This is a genomic window from Halomonas sp. JB37, from assembly GCF_002332255.1.
In the GTDB taxonomy this organism is placed as follows: domain Bacteria; phylum Pseudomonadota; class Gammaproteobacteria; order Pseudomonadales; family Halomonadaceae; genus Vreelandella; species Vreelandella casei.
The window spans coordinates 2,346,956-2,371,064 of the sequence record NZ_NRGW01000001.1; the positions used below are offsets into that span (position 1 = coordinate 2,346,956).

General features: G+C 51.9%; 22 protein-coding genes and 1 tRNA gene. 12 read left to right on the forward strand and 11 right to left on the reverse strand.

The genetic code is table 11. The annotated features are described in order from the left end of the window. The first annotated feature begins 68 nt into the window (after positions 1-68). Both CIK78_RS10890 and CIK78_RS10895 read left to right on the forward strand, forming a co-directional pair. Positions 69-884, forward strand: coding sequence for an amidohydrolase (locus tag CIK78_RS10890; RefSeq protein ID WP_096279930.1), 816 nt, complete (start codon positions 69-71; stop codon positions 882-884). After that, the gene (locus CIK78_RS10895; protein WP_096282354.1) at positions 884-1,588 is read left to right on the forward strand and encodes a pseudouridine synthase; all 705 of its coding nucleotides are present in this window, start codon (positions 884-886) and stop codon (positions 1,586-1,588) included. Before CIK78_RS10890 ends, CIK78_RS10895 begins: the two co-directional genes overlap by 1 nt. Before the next feature lie 252 nt (positions 1,589-1,840). Here CIK78_RS10895 and CIK78_RS10900 read toward each other — a convergent pair whose 3' ends face one another. From CIK78_RS10900 to gloB, 6 genes are all read right to left on the reverse strand, one after another. Further along, positions 1,841-3,427, reverse strand: coding sequence for a dipeptide ABC transporter ATP-binding protein (locus CIK78_RS10900; RefSeq protein WP_096279932.1), 1,587 nt, complete (start codon positions 3,425-3,427; stop codon positions 1,841-1,843). Continuing rightward, a complete protein-coding gene (locus CIK78_RS10905; RefSeq protein ID WP_096279934.1) occupies positions 3,420-4,502 on the reverse strand; it encodes an ABC transporter permease in 1,083 nt (360 codons plus the stop codon). The genes CIK78_RS10900 and CIK78_RS10905 overlap by 8 nt, the downstream gene beginning before the upstream one ends. A 2-nt stretch (positions 4,503-4,504) precedes the next feature. Beyond that, a complete protein-coding gene (locus tag CIK78_RS10910) occupies positions 4,505-5,578 on the reverse strand; it encodes a microcin C ABC transporter permease YejB (RefSeq protein WP_096279936.1) in 1,074 nt (357 codons plus the stop codon). A gap of 49 nt (positions 5,579-5,627) precedes the next feature. Next, the gene (locus CIK78_RS10915) at positions 5,628-7,568 is read right to left on the reverse strand and encodes an extracellular solute-binding protein (protein WP_096279939.1); all 1,941 of its coding nucleotides are present in this window, start codon (positions 7,566-7,568) and stop codon (positions 5,628-5,630) included. Between the two features lie 120 nt (positions 7,569-7,688). Then, complete coding sequence (locus CIK78_RS10920) at positions 7,689-8,909, reverse strand: transglycosylase SLT domain-containing protein (protein ID WP_096279941.1); 1,221 nt, start codon at positions 8,907-8,909, stop codon at positions 7,689-7,691. A gap of 30 nt (positions 8,910-8,939) precedes the next feature. Further along, complete coding sequence (gene gloB, locus CIK78_RS10925) at positions 8,940-9,707, reverse strand: hydroxyacylglutathione hydrolase (protein ID WP_096279943.1); 768 nt, start codon at positions 9,705-9,707, stop codon at positions 8,940-8,942. 142 nt (positions 9,708-9,849) lie between these two features. On the opposite strand from gloB, the gene CIK78_RS10930 reads away from it, so the two are divergent. From CIK78_RS10930 to nudC, 4 genes are read left to right on the forward strand one after another with little or no spacing between them, the layout of a single operon-like run. Next, the gene (locus CIK78_RS10930) at positions 9,850-10,662 is read left to right on the forward strand and encodes a methyltransferase domain-containing protein (protein ID WP_096279945.1); all 813 of its coding nucleotides are present in this window, start codon (positions 9,850-9,852) and stop codon (positions 10,660-10,662) included. Next, the gene (gene rnhA / locus CIK78_RS10935; RefSeq protein ID WP_096279947.1) at positions 10,655-11,125 is read left to right on the forward strand and encodes a ribonuclease HI; all 471 of its coding nucleotides are present in this window, start codon (positions 10,655-10,657) and stop codon (positions 11,123-11,125) included. The genes CIK78_RS10930 and rnhA overlap by 8 nt, the downstream gene beginning before the upstream one ends. Then, positions 11,125-11,862 (forward strand): DNA polymerase III subunit epsilon, encoded by a 738-nt coding sequence (gene dnaQ / locus CIK78_RS10940; RefSeq protein ID WP_096279950.1) that lies wholly within the window; start codon positions 11,125-11,127, stop codon positions 11,860-11,862. The genes rnhA and dnaQ overlap by 1 nt, the downstream gene beginning before the upstream one ends. Continuing rightward, complete coding sequence (nudC, locus tag CIK78_RS10945; RefSeq protein WP_096279952.1) at positions 11,855-12,634, forward strand: NAD(+) diphosphatase; 780 nt, start codon at positions 11,855-11,857, stop codon at positions 12,632-12,634. The genes dnaQ and nudC overlap by 8 nt, the downstream gene beginning before the upstream one ends. Before the next feature lie 24 nt (positions 12,635-12,658). On the opposite strand, the gene CIK78_RS10950 is transcribed toward nudC, so the two are convergent. Further along, the gene (locus CIK78_RS10950) at positions 12,659-12,970 is read right to left on the reverse strand and encodes an SCP2 sterol-binding domain-containing protein (RefSeq protein WP_096279954.1); all 312 of its coding nucleotides are present in this window, start codon (positions 12,968-12,970) and stop codon (positions 12,659-12,661) included. A gap of 186 nt (positions 12,971-13,156) precedes the next feature. Between CIK78_RS10950 and sohB the strand changes: the two genes are divergently transcribed. Beyond that, positions 13,157-14,200 carry a protease SohB gene (sohB, locus tag CIK78_RS10955; protein WP_096279957.1) on the forward strand — a complete coding sequence of 348 codons (1,044 nt, stop codon included), beginning with the start codon at positions 13,157-13,159 and terminating at the stop codon, positions 14,198-14,200. A gap of 3 nt (positions 14,201-14,203) precedes the next feature. On the opposite strand, the gene CIK78_RS10960 is transcribed toward sohB, so the two are convergent. Beyond that, on the reverse strand, positions 14,204-14,524 hold the full coding sequence (locus CIK78_RS10960) for a metalloregulator ArsR/SmtB family transcription factor (protein ID WP_096279959.1): 321 nt from the start codon (positions 14,522-14,524) through the stop codon (positions 14,204-14,206). Between the two features lie 261 nt (positions 14,525-14,785). On the opposite strand from CIK78_RS10960, the gene CIK78_RS10965 reads away from it, so the two are divergent. The 3 genes from CIK78_RS10965 to CIK78_RS10975 all read left to right on the forward strand — a co-directional run bounded on the left by CIK78_RS10965 (position 14,786) and on the right by CIK78_RS10975 (position 18,384). Then, positions 14,786-16,726 (forward strand): propionyl-CoA synthetase, encoded by a 1,941-nt coding sequence (locus CIK78_RS10965; RefSeq protein ID WP_096279961.1) that lies wholly within the window; start codon positions 14,786-14,788, stop codon positions 16,724-16,726. Positions 16,727-16,869: 143 nt separating this feature from the next. Beyond that, positions 16,870-17,538 carry a 7-cyano-7-deazaguanine/7-aminomethyl-7-deazaguanine transporter gene (locus CIK78_RS10970; protein WP_096279963.1) on the forward strand — a complete coding sequence of 223 codons (669 nt, stop codon included), beginning with the start codon at positions 16,870-16,872 and terminating at the stop codon, positions 17,536-17,538. Positions 17,539-17,580: 42 nt separating this feature from the next. Beyond that, on the forward strand, positions 17,581-18,384 hold the full coding sequence (locus tag CIK78_RS10975; RefSeq protein WP_096279965.1) for an alpha/beta fold hydrolase: 804 nt from the start codon (positions 17,581-17,583) through the stop codon (positions 18,382-18,384). A 12-nt stretch (positions 18,385-18,396) separates the two neighbouring features. Here CIK78_RS10975 and CIK78_RS10980 read toward each other — a convergent pair whose 3' ends face one another. Both CIK78_RS10980 and CIK78_RS10985 read right to left on the reverse strand, forming a co-directional pair. After that, positions 18,397-19,782 (reverse strand): 3'-5' exonuclease family protein, encoded by a 1,386-nt coding sequence (locus CIK78_RS10980; protein ID WP_096279967.1) that lies wholly within the window; start codon positions 19,780-19,782, stop codon positions 18,397-18,399. 26 nt (positions 19,783-19,808) lie between these two features. After that, entirely contained in the window at positions 19,809-20,945 is a 1,137-nt protein-coding gene (locus CIK78_RS10985) for an ABC transporter substrate-binding protein (protein ID WP_096279969.1), read from the reverse strand. A gap of 152 nt (positions 20,946-21,097) precedes the next feature. On the opposite strand from CIK78_RS10985, the gene CIK78_RS10990 reads away from it, so the two are divergent. Both CIK78_RS10990 and CIK78_RS10995 read left to right on the forward strand, forming a co-directional pair. After that, positions 21,098-22,804, forward strand: a complete 1,707-nt coding sequence (locus CIK78_RS10990) for a potassium/proton antiporter (protein ID WP_096279971.1) — start codon at positions 21,098-21,100, stop codon at positions 22,802-22,804. A 48-nt stretch (positions 22,805-22,852) separates the two neighbouring features. Then, a tRNA-Ser gene (locus CIK78_RS10995) sits at positions 22,853-22,943 on the forward strand. A 218-nt stretch (positions 22,944-23,161) separates the two neighbouring features. On the opposite strand, the gene CIK78_RS11000 is transcribed toward CIK78_RS10995, so the two are convergent. Continuing rightward, positions 23,162-24,058, reverse strand: coding sequence for a LysR family transcriptional regulator (locus CIK78_RS11000; RefSeq protein ID WP_096279973.1), 897 nt, complete (start codon positions 24,056-24,058; stop codon positions 23,162-23,164). Between the last annotated feature and the right edge of the window lie 51 nt (positions 24,059-24,109).

The window sequence follows — 24,109 nt, forward strand, 5'->3', positions numbered from 1 at the left end:
CAGCCTCATTATTTAAAGATGCTAATCTAGCATAAACTTTGAAATAACACTGGCAATGGAGGTGTTGAATGAGCGAACTACGAACCAGTTTAGTGCAGTGCGATTTGCGTTGGGAGGATCCTCAGGCAAATCATGCACATCTTGAACAGTTATTGGGTGAGCTGGACAGCCGCGATACGGATCTAATTGTCTTGCCGGAAATGTTTGCCACCGGTTTTACCATGAACTCGCGTGAAATGGCCCAGCCAATGGCGGAAAGCACCAGTATTGCCTGGCTTCAGGCGCAAGCGAAAACTCGCCAGTGTGTGATGACTGGCAGCGTAGCGATTGAAGAGCAGGGGGCATTTTTTAACCGTTTAATTTGGGCGACACCTGACGGTGAAATCACTTATTACGATAAGCGTCATCTATTTCGTATGGCCGGCGAGCATGAGCGCTATGGCATGGGAGTAGAGCGCAATATCGTTAAGCTAAAGGGTTTTAAACTGCTGCTAAGTATCTGCTACGATTTGCGCTTTCCGGTTTGGATGAGGCAGCAGCCAGCAGAAGGGGAGCATTTCGAGTATGATGCCCTTCTCTGTGTCGCTAACTGGCCAGCACCGCGACGCCACCCTTGGCGTACGCTGCTGCAAGCCCGGGCGGTAGAAAACTTAAGCTATGTCATTGGTGTTAATCGCGTTGGAGAAGATGCTAAGGGGCTTGCCTACAGCGGCGATTCCTTATTGGTCGACTTCAAAGGCGAACCGCTAATTGATCACCCCGCCCATACCCCGTTTATAGAAACGGGCACGTTGGATAAAACTGCCCTTGATGCTTTTCGTGAAAAATTCCCTGCTTGGCAAGATGCCGATCGTTTTGAGCTGCTGCCAGGAGTGGGTCAATGATGCGCCTTGATCGATTTTTAAGTGAAACCTCTCCGTTAACCCGTAGCCTAGCCAAGCGGGCACTGAAAAACGGTGAAGTCACCTTGAACGGTGAGCCCATTAAACAGTCGGCGACCCAGATTGATACGGATAACGATGTCGTCGTACTCAACGGCGAACGGCTGGCGCTCGTTGGCATTCGCTATATTATGCTGCATAAGCCAGTGGACGTTGAATGTAACGCCCGCCGTGGGCTCTATCCAAGGGTGATCGACTTGATCGATCTACCCAAAGCCGAGCGCTTGCAGCCAGTAGGGCGCTTGGATGTAGATACCACCGGCTTGCTGCTATTAACCGATGACGGTCACTGGTCGCACCGCGTTACGTCACCACGCCACCGCTGTGGCAAAGTGTATATCGCTGAGCTAGCTGAGCCGATGGAAGGCTCAGCCGCGGATTGGGCGATTAATCAAGTTGCTGATGGCTTAATGCTTGATGGTGAGGAAACGCTGACCCAGCCCGCTGTGTTACGACTCCTTTCGCCCACTCAGGCAGAACTCACCATTACGGAAGGGCGCTACCACCAGGTAAAGCGTATGTTTGCTGCATTAGGCAATCACGTGAATTCGCTGCATCGTAGTTCAATCGGTGATGTTGCATTGGATGAGAATCTGGCCCCAGGCGAATGGCGTGAATTAACCGAAGCCGAAATTGCCAGCTTCTAAGTAGAGGCTTTTACTTGCTGGTGTGACTTCAAATTTTAAATGCCGAAATAGTTTAAGCCGCGTCCCTTGCTAGCTAGGGAAGCGGCTTTTTTATGTCTGCGGCTAATACAGTGATGCTCGAGCAGTCAATTTATACCGTTATCCTACATAATGGCATAAATAATACACTAACTGTCAGCATGACAAGCAGGCATTGCCTTCTAGCGTTAGCGCTACCCGCTTAACGTCGCGCGATTTCGGATAATAAGTCCCCTAGCTTGTTAAGTGAGCCGCTGAAATCAGTGCCTGAGTATAAGAATGCTGTGGGGATACAAGTACATCCAGGCAATCACCTTGCTCAACCACTTCACCATCTTTAAGCACCATGATGCGATGAGCCATGGCACGAATAACGGCTAAATCGTGGCTAATAAATAGATAGCTTAACTGGCGGCGAGCTTGAAGGTCGCGCAGCAGCGTCACTAGCTGCTTTTGAACGGTTCGGTCTAACGCTGAGGTTGGCTCATCAAGCACTAGAAGCTCTGGCTCTAAAATGATTGCTCTGGCCACTGCAATGCGCTGGCGCTGGCCGCCGGAAAATTCATGTGGATAACGAGCAGCGCAGCTTTCCGGTAATCCCACCTCACGCAGGGTCTGATTAACCCGCTGATTGACCTCTGCATCAGTCAGGTGAGGATAGTGAAAGCGCAGCCCCTCACTTACGATGTCAAACACCGGCATCCTTGGGGAGAGCGCGCCATAAGGATCTTGGAACACCATCTGCAGACGGTGGCGATGACGCCGCAATGCGTTGCCGGTTAGGCTGCTTAATTTATCGTTGCCAAGGATGACCTCGCCTTGGCTCGCAACCAGACGCATGACCGCTGATGCCAGCGTGGTTTTACCTGAACCCGACTCACCCACAATACCTAAGGTTTCGCCTGGTGCGATATGAAAGTCAATCGGATGAACGGCCACAAAATCAGGGCGCTGCGGTTTAAACAAGCCCGTTTTAGCGCGCTTAAAACTGACACTTAGCTTACGGGCAGTAAGTACTGGGGCCGCGTGTTTAATGGCCTGCGGCCGACCTTCTGGCTCGGCGGCCAGCAGCGCTTTGGTATAATCGCTTTGTGGGTGCTCAAAGACCTGCTCAACTGACCCTATTTCTTGTATACGCCCCTGATACATCACGCAGATGCGATCCGCATGGCGGCGTACCAGGTTTAGGTCATGGCTGATAAACAGCATGCCCATTCCGTGGTGATCGCGTAGTTCGCGCAGCAAAGCAAGGATCTCTTGCTGCACCGTCACATCCAGGGCGGTGGTGGGCTCGTCGGCTATCAGCAGTAATGGATTGTTAGCAATCGCCATGGCAATCATCACGCGCTGACGCTGTCCGCCTGAAAGCTGATGGGGCCAAGCATCAAGCAACTCGTCCGGGCGCGGTAGTTTTACTTGCTCAAGCAGCACTTTACTACGCTGACGTGCCGCTTGGCCGCTGAGACCTTGATGTAGGCGCAGAGCTTCTCCGATCTGCTTGCCAACGCGATGAAGAGGATTAAGCGAGGTCATGGGTTCTTGAAAGATAAACCCGAGCTGATTGCCGCGAATGCCGTTCCACTGTCTGGGCGTTAAGTTGGCAAGATTCGTCTCTCCCAGCCAGCGCTCGCCGTGAATAGTGGCATTGTTGGGCAGTAAATTAGCGATGCCTAGCGCAGAGACCGATTTACCCGAACCAGATTCGCCAACGATAGCCAGGGTTTCCCCCGCGTTGAGGGTGAGCGACAGCGAGTGGACGACTTGGTGGCCATCGAAAGCGACGGCTATGTTTTCAAGGCGCAGGAGCGGGTTATTAGACATGTTGAGTCTCTTTGCTAGGACCTGCTGGGTGCTGGGACTGCTGCACGTGACGAGGGTCAAACGCATCACGCAGGCCTTCGCCAATAAATACCAACAGCGAAAGCATTACTGCTAGCGTCATAAATGCGGTAATGCCCAGCCAAGGGGCATGCAGGTTATTTTTACCCTGTGCCGCCAGCTCGCCCAATGAAGGGGCGCCCGGCGGGAGGCCAAATCCAAGGAAATCCAAGGCTGTCAGGGTGCCGATGGCGCCGGTGAATAAAAAAGGAATAAAGGTAAGCGTCGCGACCATCGCGTTAGGTAGCACGTGGCGCCACATGATTAAGCGTGATGGGAGCCCCATTGCTTTCGCTGAGCGCACGTACTCCAGATTACGCGCCCGCAGGAATTCGGCGCGGACAATATCCACTAAGCCTAGCCATGAAAACAGCAGCATAATCCCTAGCAGCCACCAGAAACCTGGCTGAACAAAGCTGGCTAAAATAATCAGTAAGAATAATACCGGTAAGCCTGACCAAATTTCAGTCACGCGCTGGCCGATTAGATCCACTTTACCGCCAAAGTAGCCCTGCACACCGCCCGCAAAAACGCCAATGATGAGTGACCCTGCGGTGAGCACTAGCGCAAACGCAACGGAAAGGCGAAACCCATAGATCACGCGTGCTAATACATCGCGGCCTTGATCATCAGTTCCCAGCAGATGGCGGCGGTCCGGCGGTGCAGGCGAGGGCTGCGTCATATACATATCAAGCGTTTGATAAGAGAAAGGGTTCGCCGGCCACAGCGCCCAGCCGTGGTCATCAATTTGCTGCTGAATGAAGGGATCTAGATAGTCGGTGCGTGTAGGCAGAAAACCACCAAATTCGGTTTCCGGGTAGTCCACCAGCAAGGGAACGTACCACTGGCCTTCGTAGTGCATGACAATGGGCTTGTCGTTAGCAATAAGCTCTGCAAACAGGCTGACAATAAATAGCGCGCCAAATAGCCAAAGGGAAATACGGGCACGGCGATTGGCTTTAAACGCGGCCAGGCGGCGGCGAGTAATAGGTGATAAGCGTGACGATAGTAAGGCCATTATCACGACTCCCGGGTTGAAAAGTCGATACGCGGATCTACCCACACGTAGGTCAGATCGGAAATCAGCTTGAGAATTAGTCCGATCACGGTGTACAAAAACAAAGTGCCGAAAATAACCGGATAGTCCCGTTGCATTACCGCCTCAAAGCCAAGTAGGCCCAGGCCGTCAAGCGAGAAGATAACTTCGATCAATAGTGCGCCGGTGAAGAAGATACCGATCATCGCGGAAGGCAGGCCCGCGATAATGATGAGCATGGCATTACGAAAGACATGCCCATAAAGCACGCGACGTTCATCTGCGCCTTTTGCGCGAGCGGTAATTACATATTGTTTGTGAATCTCATCAAGGAAGCTGTTTTTGGTCAGCATGGTGAGGGTGGCAAAACTGCCAATAGCAGCAGCGATGACCGGTAGCGTGATATGCCAGAAATAGTCTTTCACTTTACCCAGTATCGATAGCTGGTCAAAGTCAGGTGAGGTTAAGCCGCGTAACGGGAACAGGTCCCAATAGGTGCCGCCGGCAAAAAGAACAATCAACAGGATCGCAAACAAAAAGCCGGGGATGGCGTAGCCGACAATGACGAGTCCCGATGACCAGACATCAAAACGAGAGCCATGGCGCAGTGCTTTCTGAATGCCTAATGGAATGGAGATTAAATACACCAGCAGTGTCGTCCAAAGCCCAAGCGATATAGAGACGGGAAGGCGCTCGATCATCAATTCGATCACGGGTCGGTCACGAAAAAAACTAGTGCCAAAATCAAGGCTAAGATAGTCTGCCATCATGCCGATAAAGCGTTCGTGTGCGGGCTTGTCAAAACCGAACTGCTGTTCTAGCTGTTCGATAAAACGTGGGTCAATGCCGCGTGCACCGCGGGAGTCGTCGCTAATCTGCACGTCCGCACCGCCCATGTCTAAACGGGTGCTAGCCATGGCGTCGGCACCTTCAAAACGCGCTAGCATTTGATCAATGGGCCCGCCTGGCGCCGCTTGAACAATCATAAAATTGAGTAGCATGATCCCTAATAGGGTCGGGATCATTAACAGCAGTCGGCGAAGGGTATAGCGGGCCACAGATCACTCCACGAATGTTTGACAATAAGCCGTTGCTATTAAGTCGGGGTCAGCGGCGGCGCTGCAGTTCTATTTCACGATCGGTGTCGACCCACCATGCATCCAGATCCATGCCGTAGGCGGGAAAAGGTTCGCGATAGCCAAATTTATCCCACACCGCAATGCGCTTTTCGCCGGAATGGTAATGAGGAATAACGTAAAACCCCCAGCGCAAAACGCGGTCGAGCGCGCGCGTAGCGGTATCAAGTTCTGCTCGCCCGTCTGCGCGAATCAACGTTTCCACCAGCGAATCTATCGCTGGATTAGCCAGTGACATGCGGTTGCGGCTTTGCGGAGCCTCTGCGGCGGCGCTGGTCCAATAATCGCGCTGCTCATTGCCCGGATTGTTCGACTGAGGGAAGTGGCTAATCACTATGTCATAGTCATAATTGCGCTGCCGGTTTAAATACTGATTGATATCAACGATACGCAGTGATGTTTGTACACCAAGGCGGGCCATGTTGCGCAACATAGGCTGCACAACGCGTTCCAGCGCCGAGTCGTAGAGCAGCACTTCCAGACTTAAAGGCTCCCCCGTTTGTTGATTAACCAGCACGCCGTCTTCTACCGCGTAACCGGCCTCACGTAGCAGCGAAAGTGCTAAGCGAAGGCGTTCACGCAGGTCAGTGGGGATATCAATTGGCAATGGTTCAGTGAATAAGCGGTCAGAGTGAAGTGAGGATTCAAGCTCTTCACGTAAGGGCTCTAGCAGTGCAAGCTCCTCTTCAGAAGGCAGGCCGGTGGCTTCCATCTCTGAATTTTGGAAAAAACTTTCGGTACGCTTATAAGCATCGTAAAAAATATTGGTGTTCAACCAGGGAAAATCGAAAGTGAGGCTAAGCGCTTCACGTACCCGGGGATCTTGAAATTTCTGTTGACGCAGGTTGAACACAAAGGCCTGCATCATTGAAGGGTTGACGTCAGGAATGGTTAGGCGTTTCACCAAGCCTTCTTCATAGGCAGAGAAGTCGTAACCAATGGCCCAGGTGGCTGCGCGTGCGTCCTCACGAAAGTCGGTTAGCCCTGCCTTAAATGCTTCCCAGGCGATGTCGCGGTCGCGGTAATAGTCATAAACAATGCGATCAATGTTGTAACGCCCAACGTTGACCGGTAAATCTTTACCCCAGTAGTTCTCATCGCGCTGAAACGTAATTCGCCGACCGGGATCCACGTCACTAATGCGATAAGGGCCGGAGCCAGGGTGTGCTACGAGTGTCGGCGACGTAAATTCGTGCTGCTCCCAATAGTGGCGGGGCAGTATAGGCAGCTGTGCAATGATTAATGGTAGTTCTCTAGATTCGGTATCGTTAAAGGTAAAACGCACCTGATGCTCGTTGAGTGCTATCACCTCTTCCACGCCCGCATAATAGCTGGCGTAAAACGGGTTACCTTTTTCACGTAATAGGTTAAGCGTGAAAACAACGTCGTACGCGGTGACGGGCTCGCCATCCTGGAAACGTGCTTCTGGGCGCAGGTCAAACTCAATCCAGTGCCGATCAGGATCAAGACGCACGCCTTCTGCAAGCAGGCCGTAAAGACTAAACGGTTCGCCGGGGTTACTGGCCATCAGTGTGTCGTAAATTTGTGAAATGCCGCTGGCGGGGGTGCCTCGAATAATAAACGGATTGATAGAGTCGAAGCTTGCGCCTACTGCTGTATGCGTAATTGTGCCACCTTTGGGGGCATGGGGATTTACATGCGGAAAGTAGGCAAAGTCCTCGGGGAGCTCGGGGCTATCATAGAGCGATAGCCCATGAACCGTTTCCACCGGCACTACGTTGTTTTCATCAGTATTTAGATCACCGACAACGCTATTTCTATCAACGCTGTTTTTAGCAACGTAGGAGGGCGCCTCGGTATCAGGCGTTTGCTCTATCGCGAGCGCCGATACATTGAAAACTAAGCAGCTGACGAATAACAACGTTTTCGCAAAAAATACACCACGCGGCATTGGTGATTTCCTATGTGAAAAAAGCCTACTGTTATGACAATGCTATCAGTACGGTATGATCAATGGCTGCTTAAAAAAAACGATTATTCTAAACGCTGACGATTTTTACTCGGCATAGTGTCAGCGCTCTGAAAGCGTCAGTAATTGGCCAGGCTGTAGAGCGCCGGGCCGATCAATCGCATTCCAGCGTATTAGGTCTTGCTGGTTGATATTATACTGGGCTGCGATCGCTGAAAGACTGTCGCCTCGCTCAACGCGATGTGTCTCGCTACTAGCGTTTTGCGCGAATGCCGGGCTATTGCCTTGTGCCAATTGAGCCAACACTTGAGCATCGACCTCTTCAGGGACTAGCAGCGTCTGAGCACTACGCGGATCAATGCTGCCATTAAGCAGGCCGGGGTTCAGCTCCGCCAGTGCAGTTTGGCTTACATCTAGCAACTGAGAAGCTTCAGAAAGGCTCACCGCATGGGCTAGCTGCACTTTTGCAAACGCTGGATCAGAGTGGATCTCAGGCAAAATGACACCGTAACGTTCTGGATCATTGATAATCGTTGCGATGGCTTTTAGCTTAGGCACGTATTGCATAGTTTCATATGGCAGGGAAAGGTCCCAGTAACCGCCGTTTAAACCCTGGTCCTGGGCCTGGTGCTGAGCACGATTGACAGTCCCAGCACCGGCATTGTAAGCGGCCAATGAAAGCATTAAATCACCTTCATACCACTGGTCAGCCTGCATTTCTAAGTAGTCAAGTGCCGCATCGGTAGATGTTACAACGTCTAACCGACCATCATAGTTGCCGTTGCGCACTAGGCCTAATGCGTCGCCGGTACCGGGCATAAACTGCCAAAGGCCAGCGGCTCCACGATGGCTTTTGGCAGCGGGGTCAAACGAGCTTTCTACAAAGGGAATTAGAGCAACTTCGCCCGGAAGACCACGCTCGCTTACCTGTTGGCTAATCCAGGCAAGCCAGGGTGTTGCGCGTTCAGTGATGGTGGCGATATTTTCTGGGCTTGACTGATAGTGCTCAATCCACGCATCTACCCTTGCTTGGGCATCTGCTGAGAGCGGGGCATCTTGCCATTGGAAGCTTTTACGTAGCGTTGTCCAGGCGTCTTGAGGCTCTAGCTCCAAAGCTTCCCAGAAATGCGACTGGAAAGCTGAGGGGCTTGGTGTAGCGTCCGGCATGCCAGTATTTGCAGCATATTGCGCGGTGGCGGTAGACGATGTTGATGCTTCATACGCCGATGCCTGAGAACTTGCAGCGGCGGCTAAAATTAGGCCCATAATGACGGAGCTGCCAGCGCTCAGCATCAAGCGCTGGCGAATCGTTCGATAGGTCATAGTTGCATTCGTTTCGTTTCGATAGCGTTATTAAAAACGGTTCTTCCACTCACGTAGAGTAGTGAACGTAGCGAGATCATTATCATTAATACCCTGAGTGCCAGCTGCTTGGCGCACGCTATCGGTGGCCACGCGTAAGTAGGGATTAATTTTCAGCTCGCGTCCTATCGTGCTGGGTAAGGTCGGGCGATCCAGTGCCCTGGCCTTTTCACACTCCTGTAAGGCGTGTTTGACATCATCATTATCAGGGTCCGCAGCACGAGCAAACGCAAGATTCGCTTGTGTGTACTCATGGGCTGCAAAGACCAGCGTATCTTCTGGGAGTTCCGCAAATTGTTTCAACGCTGTGAACATTTGTTCCGGAGTGCCTTCAAATAAACGGCCACAGCCAGCGCAGAAAAGTGTGTCACCACAAAACAGCAGGGCAGGGATGCCCGGCGTAAAATAGCTGATATGGTCAAGCGTGTGGCCGGGCGTCGCCATGACTTCAAATAACCGCCCCATAATGCGGATTTGGTCGCCATCCTCCACAAACTCATCAATACCTTGAATGGTGGGGTTGTTGGGGCCGATCACATGCGGAGAATAACGTTTGATCAATTCGGCTAGGCCGCCGGTATGATCATGATGGTGATGAGTAATCAGAATGCTCTCTAGGCGTAGCGACTCTCGCTCCAGAAACTCGATTACAGGGGCGGCTTCACCCGGGTCCACCACGCAAACGTTTTGACTGGTATCTTGTCTTAATAGCCAAATATAGTTGTCGCTAAGGGCTGGAATCGGTGTCACGCTCATCATCGGCGAGATCCTTTAAGTGTCAAAAAATAGAGCTGGTAAAAAGAACGTATAAATGTAAAACGCAGCTAGAAATGCAAAACATGGCGCTAAATTGGTGCTTAAAAGGCGCTAAAAGCCGTTACTTTGGAGGGAAGTGCTGTTCATGTCAAATTCGACGACGGCTACAACACTCGCCAAGCGCTTGATAAATAGCCAGACGTATTGGCAAAGCGAGGCCGGTCGCTCGCTTTGGGAGTCTCAGCGGGCGTGTCTTGGACCTGTGGCTGAAACGCGAGTGGGCGGGCACAGTTTGGAAATGGGCATGGGGCCTGCAATGCTGACAATGTCAGCCATTCCGCATGCCATACGCTGGTCGCCAACTCGCCAGCTAGCGCATTCAGATACGACCTTGGTGTGCCCGCCTGATCAACTGGCACTGCCAGACCGCTGTTTAGACGTGATGGTTATTCACCACTGGCTTGAGCATCTGCCGGATGCTCATCTGACGCTCAAAGAGGCTGCTCGGGTAACGGCTGATAATGGCATTTTAGTGCTTTTTGGCTTTAATCCTATTGGCGTCAGTGGGCTTGTCCGCCAGTTGCGTAAACGCCAGCAGCAGTACCCTTGGAGTGGCGAGTGGCGTTCGTCGAACCGCCTTCGCGACTGGTTGGCGTTTGTCGACTTTGATGTTCAGCGCGTAGACTATTGCTGCTTTAGAGGGCGCATAAACGCCAAGTGTGGTGAGTATTGGGAGTCTTTGGGGCGTCGGCATAACCTGCCACTCGGTGAAAGCTATATGATTCTTGCCCGGCGCAAGCAGCGCCAGGCGCCCGTTCAGCGCCTGAGATTTGGATTAAAAGCACCGGCGTCTCCGGCGTCATTAGGCGTTACCCGCTCTGGCTCATCCGCTCACTTGCAATCCTATCAAGAGCATCAGGCTCCAACGCATTCAAAGAGAGATCAAGAGATTGACTAATAAGGCTGCCGAGCACCTACCCTGTGTGACGGTGTATACCGATGGCGCTTGCCGGGGTAATCCTGGCCCCGGTGGCTGGGGCGTCGTGCTGGCGAGTGGTGAGCATGAAAAGACCTTAAAAGGCTATGAGGCAGATACGACTAATAACCGTATGGAATTGATGGCCGCGATTATGGCGCTACGCACACTCAATACACGCTGCGAAGTGGCGCTGTGGACTGACTCTCAGTACGTGCGCCAAGGTATCACTCAGTGGATTCATAACTGGATCAAGCGGGGGTGGAAAACTGCCGCCAAGCAGCCAGTTAAAAATGCCGAGCTATGGAAAACCCTTCACGAAGAGACTCAGCGCCATCAAGTGGCGTGGCATTGGGTGAAAGGGCATAGCGGCCATCCCGGCAATGAGCACGCCGACACGCTGGCCAATGAGGCTATCGATGAGCACCAGAAGAGGAAAGTGTGATGCGGCAAGTCATCTTAGATACTGAAACGACGGGTATTGACCCTAAAGATGGGCATCGCTTAGTTGAGATTGGTGCCGTGGAGATGGTTAATCGTCGTTTCACTGGACGTACCTACCACCAGTATATAAATCCTGAGCGTCATATCGATGCTGAAGTAGTGGCTATTCACGGTATTGATAACGCTAAAATAGCCAATGAGCCGGTGTTTGCCAAAATAGCCGATGAGTTTTGGGCGTTTATTGAGGGCGCTGAGTTGGTGATCCATAACGCGCCCTTTGACGTGGGCTTTATAGATCATGAGCTCGGCATGCTTAATAAGCAGCGCAGCGGTTTGTCATTAGGGCCTGTTCGTGAGCACTGCGGCGTTCTTGATACGCTGACGATGGCTAGGAAAATGCATCCTGGTCAGCGCAATAGCCTTGATGCGCTGTGCAAACGCTACGATATTGATAATGGTCACCGTGTGCTGCACGGCGCTTTGTTAGACGCCGAAATCCTCGCTGACGTATATCTAGCGATGACGGGCGGGCAGACGGCGCTGACATTAGATGCCGCCTCTGCCTCCGAGCAGCAGCAAACCGACACCTCTAGTGAAGGGCTGTCGATTCAACGTTTAACGCTAACCCCCGGTCAACTGAGCGTGGTTCGCCCCACCGAGCAGGAACAAGCAGCGCATGAAGCTAAGTGTGAAGCACACCAGCTGACTTGGTTTGAGGACGCAAGTAACGATGCTTAGGCGAGAAATTCCCTATGATGAGCAGGCAGGGCGTGTTATTCGGCTATCGCGCAGCTTATTGGCGCCTGCTCCGTTAAGCGGCAGTGATCAACTCACTCCGTTACAGCCTTTTCAGCCCTGGACCGAGCAGATGCAGCCGCTGTGCTATTGGGATGATGAACCCGTAGCCCTGCTTGTGGAGGCCCAGGCTGAAAGTGGTTGGATTGATGGTCGTCAGTGGATGAGCGAGCTGCCCACCGCATGGTTTAGCCTGCTATCGACAGCCTTACAGGTAGGCGCATGGTTAGAAAATCATCGTTTCTGTAGCCGCTGTGGGGCTTCTGCCACCAAACTGGCTGCCGAATTTGCGATGCACTGCAACGCCTGCGGACATCGTAATTATCCGCGCATTTCGCCGTGCATTATTACCTTGGTGACCAGCGGTGAGGCGATGCTCCTTGCTCGCAGCCCGCGTTTTCCACCTGGCCGCTATTCGACCCTGGCTGGATTTATTGAGCCAGGTGAGTCTGCAGAAGAGGCCGTGCATCGAGAGGTATTTGAGGAAGTGGGGGTGCATATTGATCAACTACGCTACCACCAAAGTCAGGCGTGGCCTTTCCCTCATTCACTGATGTTTGGCTACTTTGCCGAAGCAACGACGCGACGCATACGTATTGACGGTGTCGAAATCAGCGATGCGGCGTGGTTTTCCCCTCGTCAGCTGCCGTCTTTGCCACCGCCGTATTCGATATCGCGTGAACTTATCGAGACACATTTAGCACGCTGGCGCTGAAAAACGCCGCGTGCTTAAACATGCTTACTTGCTAGGAAACAGGCTGGTCAGTTTAGTGGCCAGCATCACATTGCCGGTTGCTTTTAGCTTTCCAGTCATGAACGCAGTCATGCCGTTGATGTCGCCATTCATGATGCCTTTCAGCGTCTCGGTGCTTAGGCTTAAGCTGACGGAAGGGTCATCGTGTTCGCCTTCTTGAACATCAAGCGCGCCATCTTGAATGTTCAGATAGTGGCTGCCCGCATCTGAGAAATGAAATTGAAAAATTTCGTTCATCCCCTTGGCGGCTTCTGGATTGAAACGTGCTTTCAGCTTATCAAGGGTAGTCGTTGACATCATAAATCTCGCAAGTAAGTAGATAAATTAGCTTAAGGTTATCGATAGTAGTTCAAAGAAACAATCGGATATGGGACGAGACTATTTCATACGTGCGTTTCAATCAAGCGCTACAATTATGCGTCTTTAGGATACATGTGAGCATTGTCTCTGTTTTAGAATTTAATTACCTAGTGGAGAACGTAAATGAGTGAATGGGTTGCAGAATTAGGTACGTTTTTAGTCCAGACAGCCATCGTGATAGCGATGCTGGTGATTGGTTTATTGCTCGTAACTCGCTCTAGGCAAGCTAAAGAGCGTGGTCTGACGCTTCGTGTTGAGCCGCTTAATGACCAGCGATTGGATCGTAGCCGCCGCCTGCGTTTGGCCACTGCGCTGCCTTCTGCGCGTAAAAAGCTGCTAAAAACATTTCGTCAAAATGAGAAAAAGCGCTTAAAGGTTCAAAAAAACGATCAACAAGCGCCACCAGCATCTCGTGTATGGGTGTTGGATTTTTATGGTGATTTAAAAGCCTCACAAACCGAGCATTTTGCTCAAGAGATCTCCGCCATTATCGACGTGGCTAGTGAAGAGGATGAAGTGGTGATCCGGCTGGAGTCAGCGGGCGGCTTAGTGCATGCCTATGGCTTAGCGGCTGCACAGATGGACCGGCTAAGTGCTGCGGGCCTTATTACGACGGTATGCATCGATAAAGTGGCGGCCAGCGGTGGCTATATGATGGCCTGTACCGCGCAGCATATTAAGGCTGCTCCTTTTGCTGTTATTGGATCGATAGGCGTTGTGGCGCAAGTGCCTAACATCCATAGACTGCTCAAAAAGCACGATATTGATGTCGAGTTGCTAACCGCGGGAAAATATAAGCGTACGTTGACCGTACTTGGTGAAAATACCGATGAAGGCAAAGACAAGTTCTTGGATGATTTAGAGAACACCCATCGATTATTTAAACACTATGTTACAGAGCGTCGTCCCACCATGGACATTGACTCGCTGGCCACCGGTGAAATTTGGTACGGCAGTGAGGCATTGCCCCAGCTGCTTGTCGATAGCGTAGGGACCAGCGAAGCCTATTTGACAGAGCGTATGGCGCAGGTACAGGTTTATACCGTCAAGCTTGAGGCGCCTAAAACAATGAGCCGGAAGCTTGGCTTAGCCGTTTCAGCGGGTGTCGAAACAGCAGCGCTCAAGGCACTGGGACTGATCGAGGCGGCTGGATGGCAGCGCCGCTAGCACTCATTCTGAGTAGTGGTGCGCCAATGCATCAAGAATGGCTTTGGCGCTTTCACTGCTTAATGAATAGTAGATGGTTTGTGATTCTCGGCGTGTGCTGACCAACTCATCACGCCTCAATATCGCTAAATGTTGGGATAGAGCTGACTGACTCAAGGCAAGCTGTTGATTTATTTGAGTAACTGACAGCTCTTTTTCAGCAAGTAAGCACAGTATTTGTAAGCGTTTTTCGTTTGCCAATGCTTTCAGTAAGCTGGTTCCCGCCTCAATAGCTCGGCAGTTGTGTTCAAGCAAACGTGTCGCGGCGCTTGTAGAAGCAGACATAGTGATCTCCTCGCCTACACTGTTACATAAGCTTATTTATATGCATTGTTATAATTTATCTCGGCATCGTCGCGTCGCGAAGATCAAGTTGTTTAATGATCAGTAATTTAGCGAGTTTTGTCCAAGGCTTTGTTTAACGGTTTATCAATGGTAAGTCCTTTGGTGCATTGTCGACAATAGAAGGGAGTGTTGCATCCTTCTATGGCACGTTAGCCGATAGTATGAGGGTGCTAAGGCGATTTACTTTATACAGTGTCAACAATGCGTTTGCATAATAACGATGAGAACACTATGAGTCGCTACCACAATGCTTTCCAGCAGTCGGTTGAACACCCTGAAACATTTTGGGCCGAGGAGGCTAAACGTATCCCCTGGTACACGATGCCCCGCACGATACTCAGCTATGACGATCAGCATCACGCACGCTGGTTCAGCGATGGAGAAATGAACCTTTGCTATGCAGCTTTGGATTACCACGTTGAGCAGGGCAGAGGTGATCAAGCGGCCATTTTCTGGGATTCCCCCGCCACGCAGTCTAAGCAAACTATCAGCTATCGGGACTTGCGTGATCGCGTCGCTCATTTCGCCGGTGCCTTAGCCCAGCTAGGCGTTGAAAAGGGTGATCGTGTCATTATTTATATGCCTATGATTCCCGAGGCATTGATTGCGATGTATGCCTGTGCACGGTTGGGGGCAGTTCATTCGGTCGTCTTTGGGGGCTTTGCACCCCATGAGCTGGCCGCACGTATTGAAGACGCTGAGCCCAAGGTGGTGGTCGCGGCCTCGTGTGGCATCGAACTAGGTAAAGTGCTGCCTTATAAACCGATGATTGATCAGGCGATTACTCTCAGTGCTCATAAGCCAAACGCTTGTGTCGTTTACCAGCGCGCAGCGCATCAGGCACCGCTAGGCGCTAACGACTATGACTGGAATCAGTTAGTCGCAGGAGCGCCATTTGCCGATTGTGTCCCGGTGAAGGGCACTGACCCGCTCTATATACTTTACACCTCAGGTACGACCGGTAAGCCCAAGGGTGTGGTGCGTGACACCGGTGGATACGCGGTGGCATTGGCGTATTCAATGGAGGCTATTTATGCCATGAAGCCCGGTGAAGTGTTTTTCACCGCATCCGATGTAGGCTGGGTGGTCGGTCATTCTTATATTGTTTACGCCCCCTTACTGCTGGGTTGCACGACTGTTGTATATGAAGGTAAGCCGGTTAAAACACCCGATGCAGGCAGCTTCTGGCGTTTAATTGAAGAGTATCAAGTCACCAGCTTCTTCACGGCGCCCACTGCATTCAGGGCAATGAAAAAAGAAGATCCCGATGCCGAGCTGCTGAAAAAATATGATATCAGTAGCCTGAAGCATCTTTACGTCGCCGGTGAGCGGCTTGATCCTCCGACGTTTCATTGGCTTGATGACTTGCTTGAAGTGCCGGTTATTGATCACTGGTGGCAAACTGAAACCGGCTGGCCGATTGCGGCAAATTTGCCTGGTATCGAACCGATGCTGACCAAAGCCGGTTCCGCGACGTACCCTGTACCAGGTTTCAATGTGCAGGTGCTTAACCGCGAAGGAGGCCAAGCTGAGCCTATGGAGCAGGGCAGTGTCGTCATTAAGCAGCCGATGCCTCCAGGCTGCTTAATTGGCGTATGGCGAGACCCTCAGCGTTTCCACTCGGCGTATATGGCGGCGTTTCCCGGCTACTATTTAACCGGTGATGGCGGCTATTTTGATGAGCAGGGCTATTTGTTTATTATGGGCCGTACCGACGATGTTATTAATGTTGCAGGGCATCGGCTTTCTACTGGAGAGATAGAAGAAGTGGTGGGTGCACATCCTGCCGTCGCAGAGTGTGCGGTAATTGGTATTCATGATGAGCTGAAAGGGCAACTGCCTATCGGGCTGGTGATTCCCAAAGATGGCTTCACAGGCGATGAGGCGACTCTGGAGGCAGAGCTAATCGCTCGAGTTCGTGAGCACATTGGGCCTATTGCCTGTTTCAAGCAGGTGTTAGTGGTTGATCGATTGCCTAAAACTCGCTCGGGTAAGATCTTGAGAAAGCTGCTGCGTACGATTGCTGATGGAAAAGAGTTTGGTATTCCTTCTACCATTGATGACCCTGCTAGCTTGGCCGATATTCATACGACTATGCGCCAGCGTTCGGTGGGTGCCGCCGACAAAGCTACGCCGCTTTGATTGATGCCATACGCCGCTCACGTAGTTGAGCGGCTTTCATTGCGCGGTAGAAGCCGTATAATGCTGCCCCCTAGCGCCACCTTGCGCTAATGACCTCGAGGGTTCCCTAACCCCTCTTCTTATGTACAAAAAGGCTTATCGACATGTTCGCATTGAGTGACGCTCAGCACCGCCGCTGCTTATTAGTAATGGTGGCCTTTCACATTGGCATTATTGCCGCCAGTAATTATCTTGTTCAGTTGCCGTTTACGCTGTTTGGATTTCATACCACCTGGGGAGCCTTCAGCTTTCCGTTTATTTTTTTAGCCACTGATTTAACAGTGCGCTTATTTGGCAAAGGGCCCGCCCGCGCTATCATTCTTCGCGTTATGCTTCCTGCCCTGGTGGTGTCCTACGTGGTCTCAGTTGTGTTTCCACGGGGGAGCTTTGCCGGTATTGCAGCGCTTTCTGAATGGAATCTATTTGTCGCTCGCATCGCGCTCGCTAGCTTCTTAGCCTATGTGATAGGTCAGCTGCTTGATGTCCAGGTGTTTGACCGTTTACGCCAGTTATCCTGGTGGGTCGCGCCAGTGTGTTCAACGGTGCTGGGTAACCTTGCCGATACGTTCGCATTTTTCTCTACGGCGTTTTACAACAGCCCTGATCCGTTTATGGCGGCCCATTGGGTTGAAATTGCCGCCGTCGACTATGCAATCAAATTAGCGATCAGCCTGTTATTCTTCTTGCCACTGTATGGCCTGCTACTCGCCTGGTTATCGCGCCGTTTAGTTGTTTGGACAGGGCAGGTAGATAGCGTGCCGCGCACTGCCTAAAAACATTGTTTGTAAAAACATTGCTAAGACATAGGAGCTTGCATGACTGACGCTGCCATCGTTGATCTCCACTGTATTGATATGCCCGCTGATGAGAATGCCTCTGACGCTACTCCGCTGGTGATAATTCACGGCTTGCTAGGAAGTGCTGACAACTGGCGCTCGCATTTGAAAGCGTGGCAGCGCACGCGTCGGGTCATTGCTGTCGACCTGCGCAACCATGGCAGGTCTCCTCATGCTGAGGGCATGCGCTACGCAATGATGGCGGACGATGTTATAGCACTGCTCGACAGCCTTTCAATTGAGCGTGCGCATGTGCTGGGCCACTCAATGGGGGGCAAAGTAGCAATGAGCTTGGCCCGCCTGTCGCCTGAGCGGGTTGTTTCGCTGATCGTTGCCGACATAGCGCCAGTCGCGTATGAGCATGGCCACGATGATGTGTTTGCCGCACTCGAAAGCGTTCGTGAAGGTAAGCCTAAAACGCGCAGTGAGGCCGATGTAATGTTGGGCGAACATGTCGACTCTCGCCCCACGCGGCTTTTCTTAGCGACTAACCTGGTGCGTAACGACGATAACGTGATGGCGTTAAGAGTGGGGCTAGATCAGATCAAACGGGGTTATAGCGATATTATTGGCGAGCCGGACGGTGAGCAACCCTACGAAGGGCCGACGCTGGTGCTGCGTGGGGCTGATTCCCCTTATGTCGCTGACGCCATGATACCCGCACTACGTGAGGTAATGCCCAGCGCACGCGTCGTAACGCTTAAGAATGCCGGTCATTGGCTGCACGCCGATCAGCCTGAGGCTTTCCAGCAGGCCGTTGAGATTTTTTTAAACGCTCAATAAGCGAGATGGCGATCAAAGCTCTGTAACGGTAAGTCCATATTGCTCTGGATGACGCAAAAAACGGTTTAAAATTCGATAGCTATCAACATCAAAGAGCGTGGGGGTATCGGCTAACGCTCTGGCTTGTTCAATGCTCGCCGCGCTACCGAGGTAGCACCACTGGCGAACCACGTGCCAGGCAGGAGGGGAGTTGCCTGTCGGGCGCTCTTCAATAGCAATGCTGCCAGGCCAAGGCCATGCATTGATTTGCAGTTGCTGTAACGCGCCCTTTGCGCGCTGTGTGTGAGCAACTATGGGTTCTTGCCCGTTACACGCTCCATTGCACTTGCCCAGCTGGTTAGCAAAACAGCGGCCCTTTCCCTTCTCAAGTCCCATAACGCGTGGGCAAAGCTGGTGTTCCTCAACGATTGAGCGAAGTGCCTTCTTAGCATCCGTTGCATTGCGAAATAAACCATACAGCTTTTTACTCTGTGGTTGGTTGAGGGCGCTACCGCTAATGAGCTCAGGGCAGTTTGCGCCTTCCGGCCAATGCCAGGTCGCCAGTTTTCCCTGTTTGCGTAGCTGCCGATTCATAATGGGCATTAATCTTTTCACTAGCTGCGCTTCGCGCAATTGAGCGCCTAGATCGCCGGCTGCCTCCTCCCATTCAATCTGCTGAACCTGTTGCGCCAAGCGCATCTCTTTATCGTCCTGGTGGTCACGCTGAAAGTGGCCCAGCACGCGGCTGCGCAGATTAATGCTTTTACCCACGTAGAGTGGCAGTCGATTGTGGCCATAAAATAAATAAACACCCGGCGTGGCGGGTAATCCTTCGAGTTGAGCGCTATCAAGATGCGCAGGCAGCGTGCGGTGGCGCTGCTCTTCATTAAGAAGGTTCTGCCACGTATCGGTACTGTGTTCCTTCTGCCAGGCCTGCCATAGGGACCACAGCGCATTGACATCGTCACCAGCCCGATGATGGCGAAGGGGAATGATATCGTAACGGCTGAGTAATGCTTTGAGATTATGCTGCCGCTCTTGAGGCGCTAATCGCCGCGACATGCGTAGCGTGCAGATAATCGATGTGCGGTAATCCAGACCTGCGCGTTTAAATTCGTTGCGTAAAAAACTGTAGTCAAAGCGTGCGTTATGCGCGACTAAATGCCCATCGCCAAGCCACTCGCGCAGCGGCTTAGCTATCTGCACAAATCGTGGGGCGCTGCTTAGCATGCGATCATCTATACCGGTCAGCTGGCTAATTTGTGCCGGGACCTTACCCTCTGGGTAGATCAAGCTCGACCAACGATCAATCACCTCGCCGTTAGCAATTTTTAATGCCGCTATTTCGGTAATACGGTCACGTGTCGCGCGTGTTCCCGTTGTTTCTAAATCAATAAAAATGAGGGCGTTTTCGCTCATGCGCCTCCCAAGCGATAAGTAAGCAGTTAGAGTACATGTGGGTCTACTGCCAAACGTGAGAGAGGGAGCGTGTCGTCTATAAGGCCCATTTGCAGCAAGTAAGTTTCAAATGCGGTGTAGCGGTGACTGTCAACGGCGGCAGGGCTCAGTGCCATGCGGCGTAAGATATCCTGCCAGGCGGCCGCGTTGATGTCATTGTCGAGCACGGGATGAGTGGCGGTTAATAGCGCCCATGCTGCGTCATGGTTTTCAACTATCCAATTGCTGGCCTCTTCAATAGCGGTTGTGAAGCGTGACCACGTATCTGCGCGGCGCACGACGGAATCACTGTTCGCGAGCACCACTAGCCCATCGTGGCGAGGGATGTCCAGCTCCTCAAAGCGTATCAAGTGCGTGGTAATCCCTTCGGTTGCTAGCTGCGGCGGTAGGTAGTGAAAGAAACCATCAGCCACTGCGTCTGCCTGGCCCTCTCTCAATGCTCTTGTCGGATCAAAGTGTAAATTCTGAGGGGCAGAAAAATCATCTGTTTGTTGTACAGAGCGCGGCACTAGTCGTGGGATACTTAAATTAAGTCCTTCGCGGGTGGTGTAGCCATAATGCAATCCCGCTAGATTTTTTGCGTTATCAAGCTGCTCAGGCCCCATTACGACTACCGCTGTTAATGCTGTTTCAATCAGTGTCGCAATTCGAATAATAGGGGCGCCTTCATGGGCATAAAGGTGTAGCAAAGGCTGGCGCGTTAACGCTAAATCTACCTCCCCGGCCGTTAGTAGTTTGATAGCGATAGATGGATCTGCCGGTGACTGAATGTCTACCTCAAGGCCTTGAGCGGCATAGTAGCCACGTTCTTTGGCCACCACGAGCGCTGCATGCTGGGGGCTTAAGTACCAATCCAGCATTAGCGTAATGTTTTTTAATGGCGGTGGCTCTAGCGCAGGCGCCGGTGTCAGGGCCATGGTCGGCACTTCATCTTCGCTGACATCCTCAATAGGAGTCCACAGTGAAGGTGGCACTACCACAACGGTTTCTAGCGTCAGCGGAATCGCTGTCTGGTCGTTTTTCTGATCGTCGCTGTCAGCGTGACAAACGGAAGTGAAGAGCAACAAAGTGACAATAACGGTGAGTAACGCAAAGTGCCACTGGCGTGATCGGCAGCGCAGCATAGTCAGTAACTCCAAATCTTGTGACGGCGAAGTGTAGCCGCCGAGTAAAGCTCCTGACCAGCCCTTTAGGCATAAGCGTAAGCCGTCAAGACACAGTAAATTAAATGGTTACATGCAATAATAGCGCTGTATTGAAGTAGAGGCAGAGAGTCATGGATGCAATTTATATGTTCTTTTTGGTGGGCGGCGCGCTGATGGCGCTGAGCATCTTGGCAAGCCGCTTATCTTCAATGATGGGTGTACCTGTACTACTTATTTTCCTAGGGCTGGGCATGCTGGCGGGTGAAGAGGGCGTGCTTGGTGTGGTGTTTGATGATTACTCCATGGCGTTTGCTATTGGTCATCTCGCGCTTGCCATGATCTTGTTAGATGGCGGCTTGCGTACTCGCCTTAAAACCTTCCGGGTTGGTTTTAAACCGGCACTTTCTTTGGCCACGTTTGGCGTTTTTATCACCAGTGGTATCGTTGGCTTAATCGCGATGTGGATTTTTGATCTCACGCTGGTGCAGGGGTTATTAGTCGGTGCGATTGTTGGTTCGACCGATGCTGCTGCCGTATTTTCAATGCTTAGTGGCAGCGGCGTTAATCTTAATGAGCGGGTAGGGGCTACGCTTGAAATAGAGTCAGGCACCAACGACCCGATGGCGATTTTCCTGACGCTAATGTTGGTGGAGTTGCTGGTAGGTGAGATTGGCGGCCCAACGGACACGCTGCTATTTTTCATTTCGCAATTTGGAATTGGCTTAATTGTTGGGATCGGCGGTGGCTGGCTAAGTGCCAAATTGCTGCGCTGGCTCGACTTAGCACCGGGCCTTTATGCAATGTTAGCGCTGGCGTTAGGATTTAGCGTTTTCGGCTTCGCCAGCGTATTGGGCGGTAGCGGATTTTTGGCGATTTACCTAACCGGTCTGATGATTGGCAATCAGCCGGGGCGGCACCTCAATTTCATTTTGCCTGTACATGACGGCTTGGCATGGCTCAGTCAAATCGGCCTATTCTTGGTGCTGGGTTTATTAGTAACGCCCAGTGAGCTATGGGACGTAGCGCTGCCTGCCAGCTTGGTGGCGCTAGCGCTGATATTTATCGCTCGCCCATTGGCCGTGCTGATTGCTATTAAGCCATTTTTCAAATTCCGCTGGCGCGAAACCTTCTTCATATCCTGGGTAGGGTTGAGAGGCGCCGTTCCGATTGTGCTGGCCATCTTCCCGGTTATAGGCGGGGTCGAAAATGCCTCTCTGTACTTTAACATCGCCTTTGCTGTTGTATTGATGTCACTGCTGATCCAGGGCGGCTCGCTAACGCTAATGGCCCGGTACCTAAAGGTAGAGGTGCCGGTTGGCACCGTCCCCAACCGACGGGGTCCGCTGGGTATTTTGCCCGAAAATGACTTTGAGCTATTTGTTTATGGCGTAGAAAATCAAGATTTAGAAGACGTGCCTATTCGCCTGCTGCGTTTTCCTTCTGGGGCATTAATTTCTGCGCTGTTTCGTAATCACGCCATGCTGCAACCGAAGGGCAGTACGCGCCTGCAACTGGGCGACGTGATTTGCGTTATTGGTCGCTCAGCGGATTTGAATACCCTTAATCGGTTGTTTAATGGTGATGCGAAACTAAAACAGGAGCGCGAGTTCTTCGGCACCTTTACGCTGGATGGCACCTCACTAATGCAAGATGTGGCCCTAGCCTATGGTTTAACGTTAAGCGACGGAGAGGCGAGCATAACGCTGGCTGAATTTGTTGCCATGCGCGTAGGAGGGCATCCAGTGCTAGGGGATGATGTGGACTGGCACGGCATTCACTGGGTAGTCAGCGAGATGGAAGGTGGAAACATTACTCGCGTTGGTATTCGATTGTACTAAGGGCGTTGACTTACAAGGAAAAGCTGGTAGTATATGCACGCATAAGCCGGAGGGATGGCAGAGCGGTTGAATGCACCGGTCTTGAAAACCGACGTAGGTGAATAACCTACCCAGGGTTCGAATCCCTGTCCCTCCGCCACCTATTAGGAAAAAGCCGCTGATTTCAGCGGCTTTTTTGTGTCTGTAACAAGGGAAATACAGTTGGGGAAATCCTATGCCTGCTTTGCAGCGAGAGAGTACCTTGGCTGCAAGTATCTGCGGCTCTTACAATTACGTTTGGGCCATCTCAATTAGGTTCAACTCAGAGCTGCCTTAGTTCAGCCTCGCTGGAGTGACGCACCACAGAGAGATGCGGCCTTAAGATTGCAAACGCCTTCTGAGATCATCCAGTAGCCATTGTCCAGCATGCCCTAGGGGCCGGTTACGCTTATGCGCGGCATAAATTGTTAACCCTTCCTCAGGCGTTGGATCGTTCTCAATGCGCAGTGGTACCAAATTTCCAGCACTGACTGACTTCGCTATGAGATGTTCCGGCATGCGGCACCAACCGAAACCACCCAGCAGAAAATCTAGCCGTCGGCCAAGATCCGCGAAGCGCCAAATTCTTGCGCTTGCAAGCCCAAAGTTAGCGCTTCCTGGATCGATCGGATCCGATAGAACGAGCTGAACATGTGGCTCCAGGTCGAGTTGCGTCGCCGCTCGTCCAAGTTGTGCCAGCGGATGCCCAGGAGCTACCACAGCCTGCATCCGAACGCGAAGCAGTGGATAGGCAGTCATATCATCCGGAATGGCAGGAAGCAGCAAGCAGATACCAATGGCTGCCGAGTCGCTTCTTAGCTTCCGCAGCGAACCTCCCAATCCTTCGGTCGAAAAATTGACGGGCAAATTCAGAAAGGTCTGGTTTAAGGCAGATAGGCTTTCGATGAGGGGTGCCGATGGAACTAAAGGATCGATTGCAATGACAAGCTCTGGTTCCAATCCCATGCGCACTCCCATAGCGACTCCCTCAAACCTAGCGGCGCTTGCCAATACTAATCGCGCCTGCTCGACAAGCACTCGTCCTGTGTCCGTTAATACGGGACGGTAGCCACTACGCTCAAACAGCGAGACGCCCTGTATATCCTCAAGCGTCGCGATCGTTTGGCTAATTGCCGATTGGACGCGACCCAGTTTCCGGCCCGCCGCTGAAAAGCTTCCCTCATCAGCAATCGTCACTAAAACGCGTAGCTGATCAAGTGTAAGGCTTTCTATCAAAGTGGATTCTCCTCAATCTCTATCATAAAAACCGATTGACTTAATCATAAT

What these genes read in the sequence shown, in the direction of transcription:
- CIK78_RS10890 (WP_096279930.1), top strand. Translation starts at nt 69, where the DNA reads ATGAGCGAACTACGAACCAGTTTAGTGCAGTGCGATTTGCGTTGGGAG.
- CIK78_RS10895 (WP_096282354.1), top strand. Translation starts at nt 884, where the DNA reads ATGCGCCTTGATCGATTTTTAAGTGAAACCTCTCCGTTAACCCGTAGC.
- CIK78_RS10900 (WP_096279932.1), bottom strand. Translation starts at nt 3,427, where the DNA reads ATGTCTAATAACCCGCTCCTGCGCCTTGAAAACATAGCCGTCGCTTTC.
- CIK78_RS10905 (WP_096279934.1), bottom strand. Translation starts at nt 4,502, where the DNA reads ATGGCCTTACTATCGTCACGCTTATCACCTATTACTCGCCGCCGCCTG.
- CIK78_RS10915 (WP_096279939.1), bottom strand. Translation starts at nt 7,568, where the DNA reads ATGCCGCGTGGTGTATTTTTTGCGAAAACGTTGTTATTCGTCAGCTGC.
- CIK78_RS10920 (WP_096279941.1), bottom strand. Translation starts at nt 8,909, where the DNA reads ATGACCTATCGAACGATTCGCCAGCGCTTGATGCTGAGCGCTGGCAGC.
- gloB (WP_096279943.1), bottom strand. Translation starts at nt 9,707, where the DNA reads ATGATGAGCGTGACACCGATTCCAGCCCTTAGCGACAACTATATTTGG.
- CIK78_RS10930 (WP_096279945.1), top strand. Translation starts at nt 9,850, where the DNA reads ATGTCAAATTCGACGACGGCTACAACACTCGCCAAGCGCTTGATAAAT.
- dnaQ (WP_096279950.1), top strand. Translation starts at nt 11,125, where the DNA reads ATGCGGCAAGTCATCTTAGATACTGAAACGACGGGTATTGACCCTAAA.
- nudC (WP_096279952.1), top strand. Translation starts at nt 11,855, where the DNA reads ATGCTTAGGCGAGAAATTCCCTATGATGAGCAGGCAGGGCGTGTTATT.
- CIK78_RS10950 (WP_096279954.1), bottom strand. Translation starts at nt 12,970, where the DNA reads ATGTCAACGACTACCCTTGATAAGCTGAAAGCACGTTTCAATCCAGAA.
- sohB (WP_096279957.1), top strand. Translation starts at nt 13,157, where the DNA reads ATGAGTGAATGGGTTGCAGAATTAGGTACGTTTTTAGTCCAGACAGCC.
- CIK78_RS10960 (WP_096279959.1), bottom strand. Translation starts at nt 14,524, where the DNA reads ATGTCTGCTTCTACAAGCGCCGCGACACGTTTGCTTGAACACAACTGC.
- CIK78_RS10965 (WP_096279961.1), top strand. Translation starts at nt 14,786, where the DNA reads ATGCGTTTGCATAATAACGATGAGAACACTATGAGTCGCTACCACAAT.
- CIK78_RS10970 (WP_096279963.1), top strand. Translation starts at nt 16,870, where the DNA reads ATGTTCGCATTGAGTGACGCTCAGCACCGCCGCTGCTTATTAGTAATG.
- CIK78_RS10975 (WP_096279965.1), top strand. Translation starts at nt 17,581, where the DNA reads ATGACTGACGCTGCCATCGTTGATCTCCACTGTATTGATATGCCCGCT.
- CIK78_RS10980 (WP_096279967.1), bottom strand. Translation starts at nt 19,782, where the DNA reads ATGAGCGAAAACGCCCTCATTTTTATTGATTTAGAAACAACGGGAACA.
- CIK78_RS10985 (WP_096279969.1), bottom strand. Translation starts at nt 20,945, where the DNA reads ATGCTGCGCTGCCGATCACGCCAGTGGCACTTTGCGTTACTCACCGTT.
- CIK78_RS10990 (WP_096279971.1), top strand. Translation starts at nt 21,098, where the DNA reads ATGGATGCAATTTATATGTTCTTTTTGGTGGGCGGCGCGCTGATGGCG.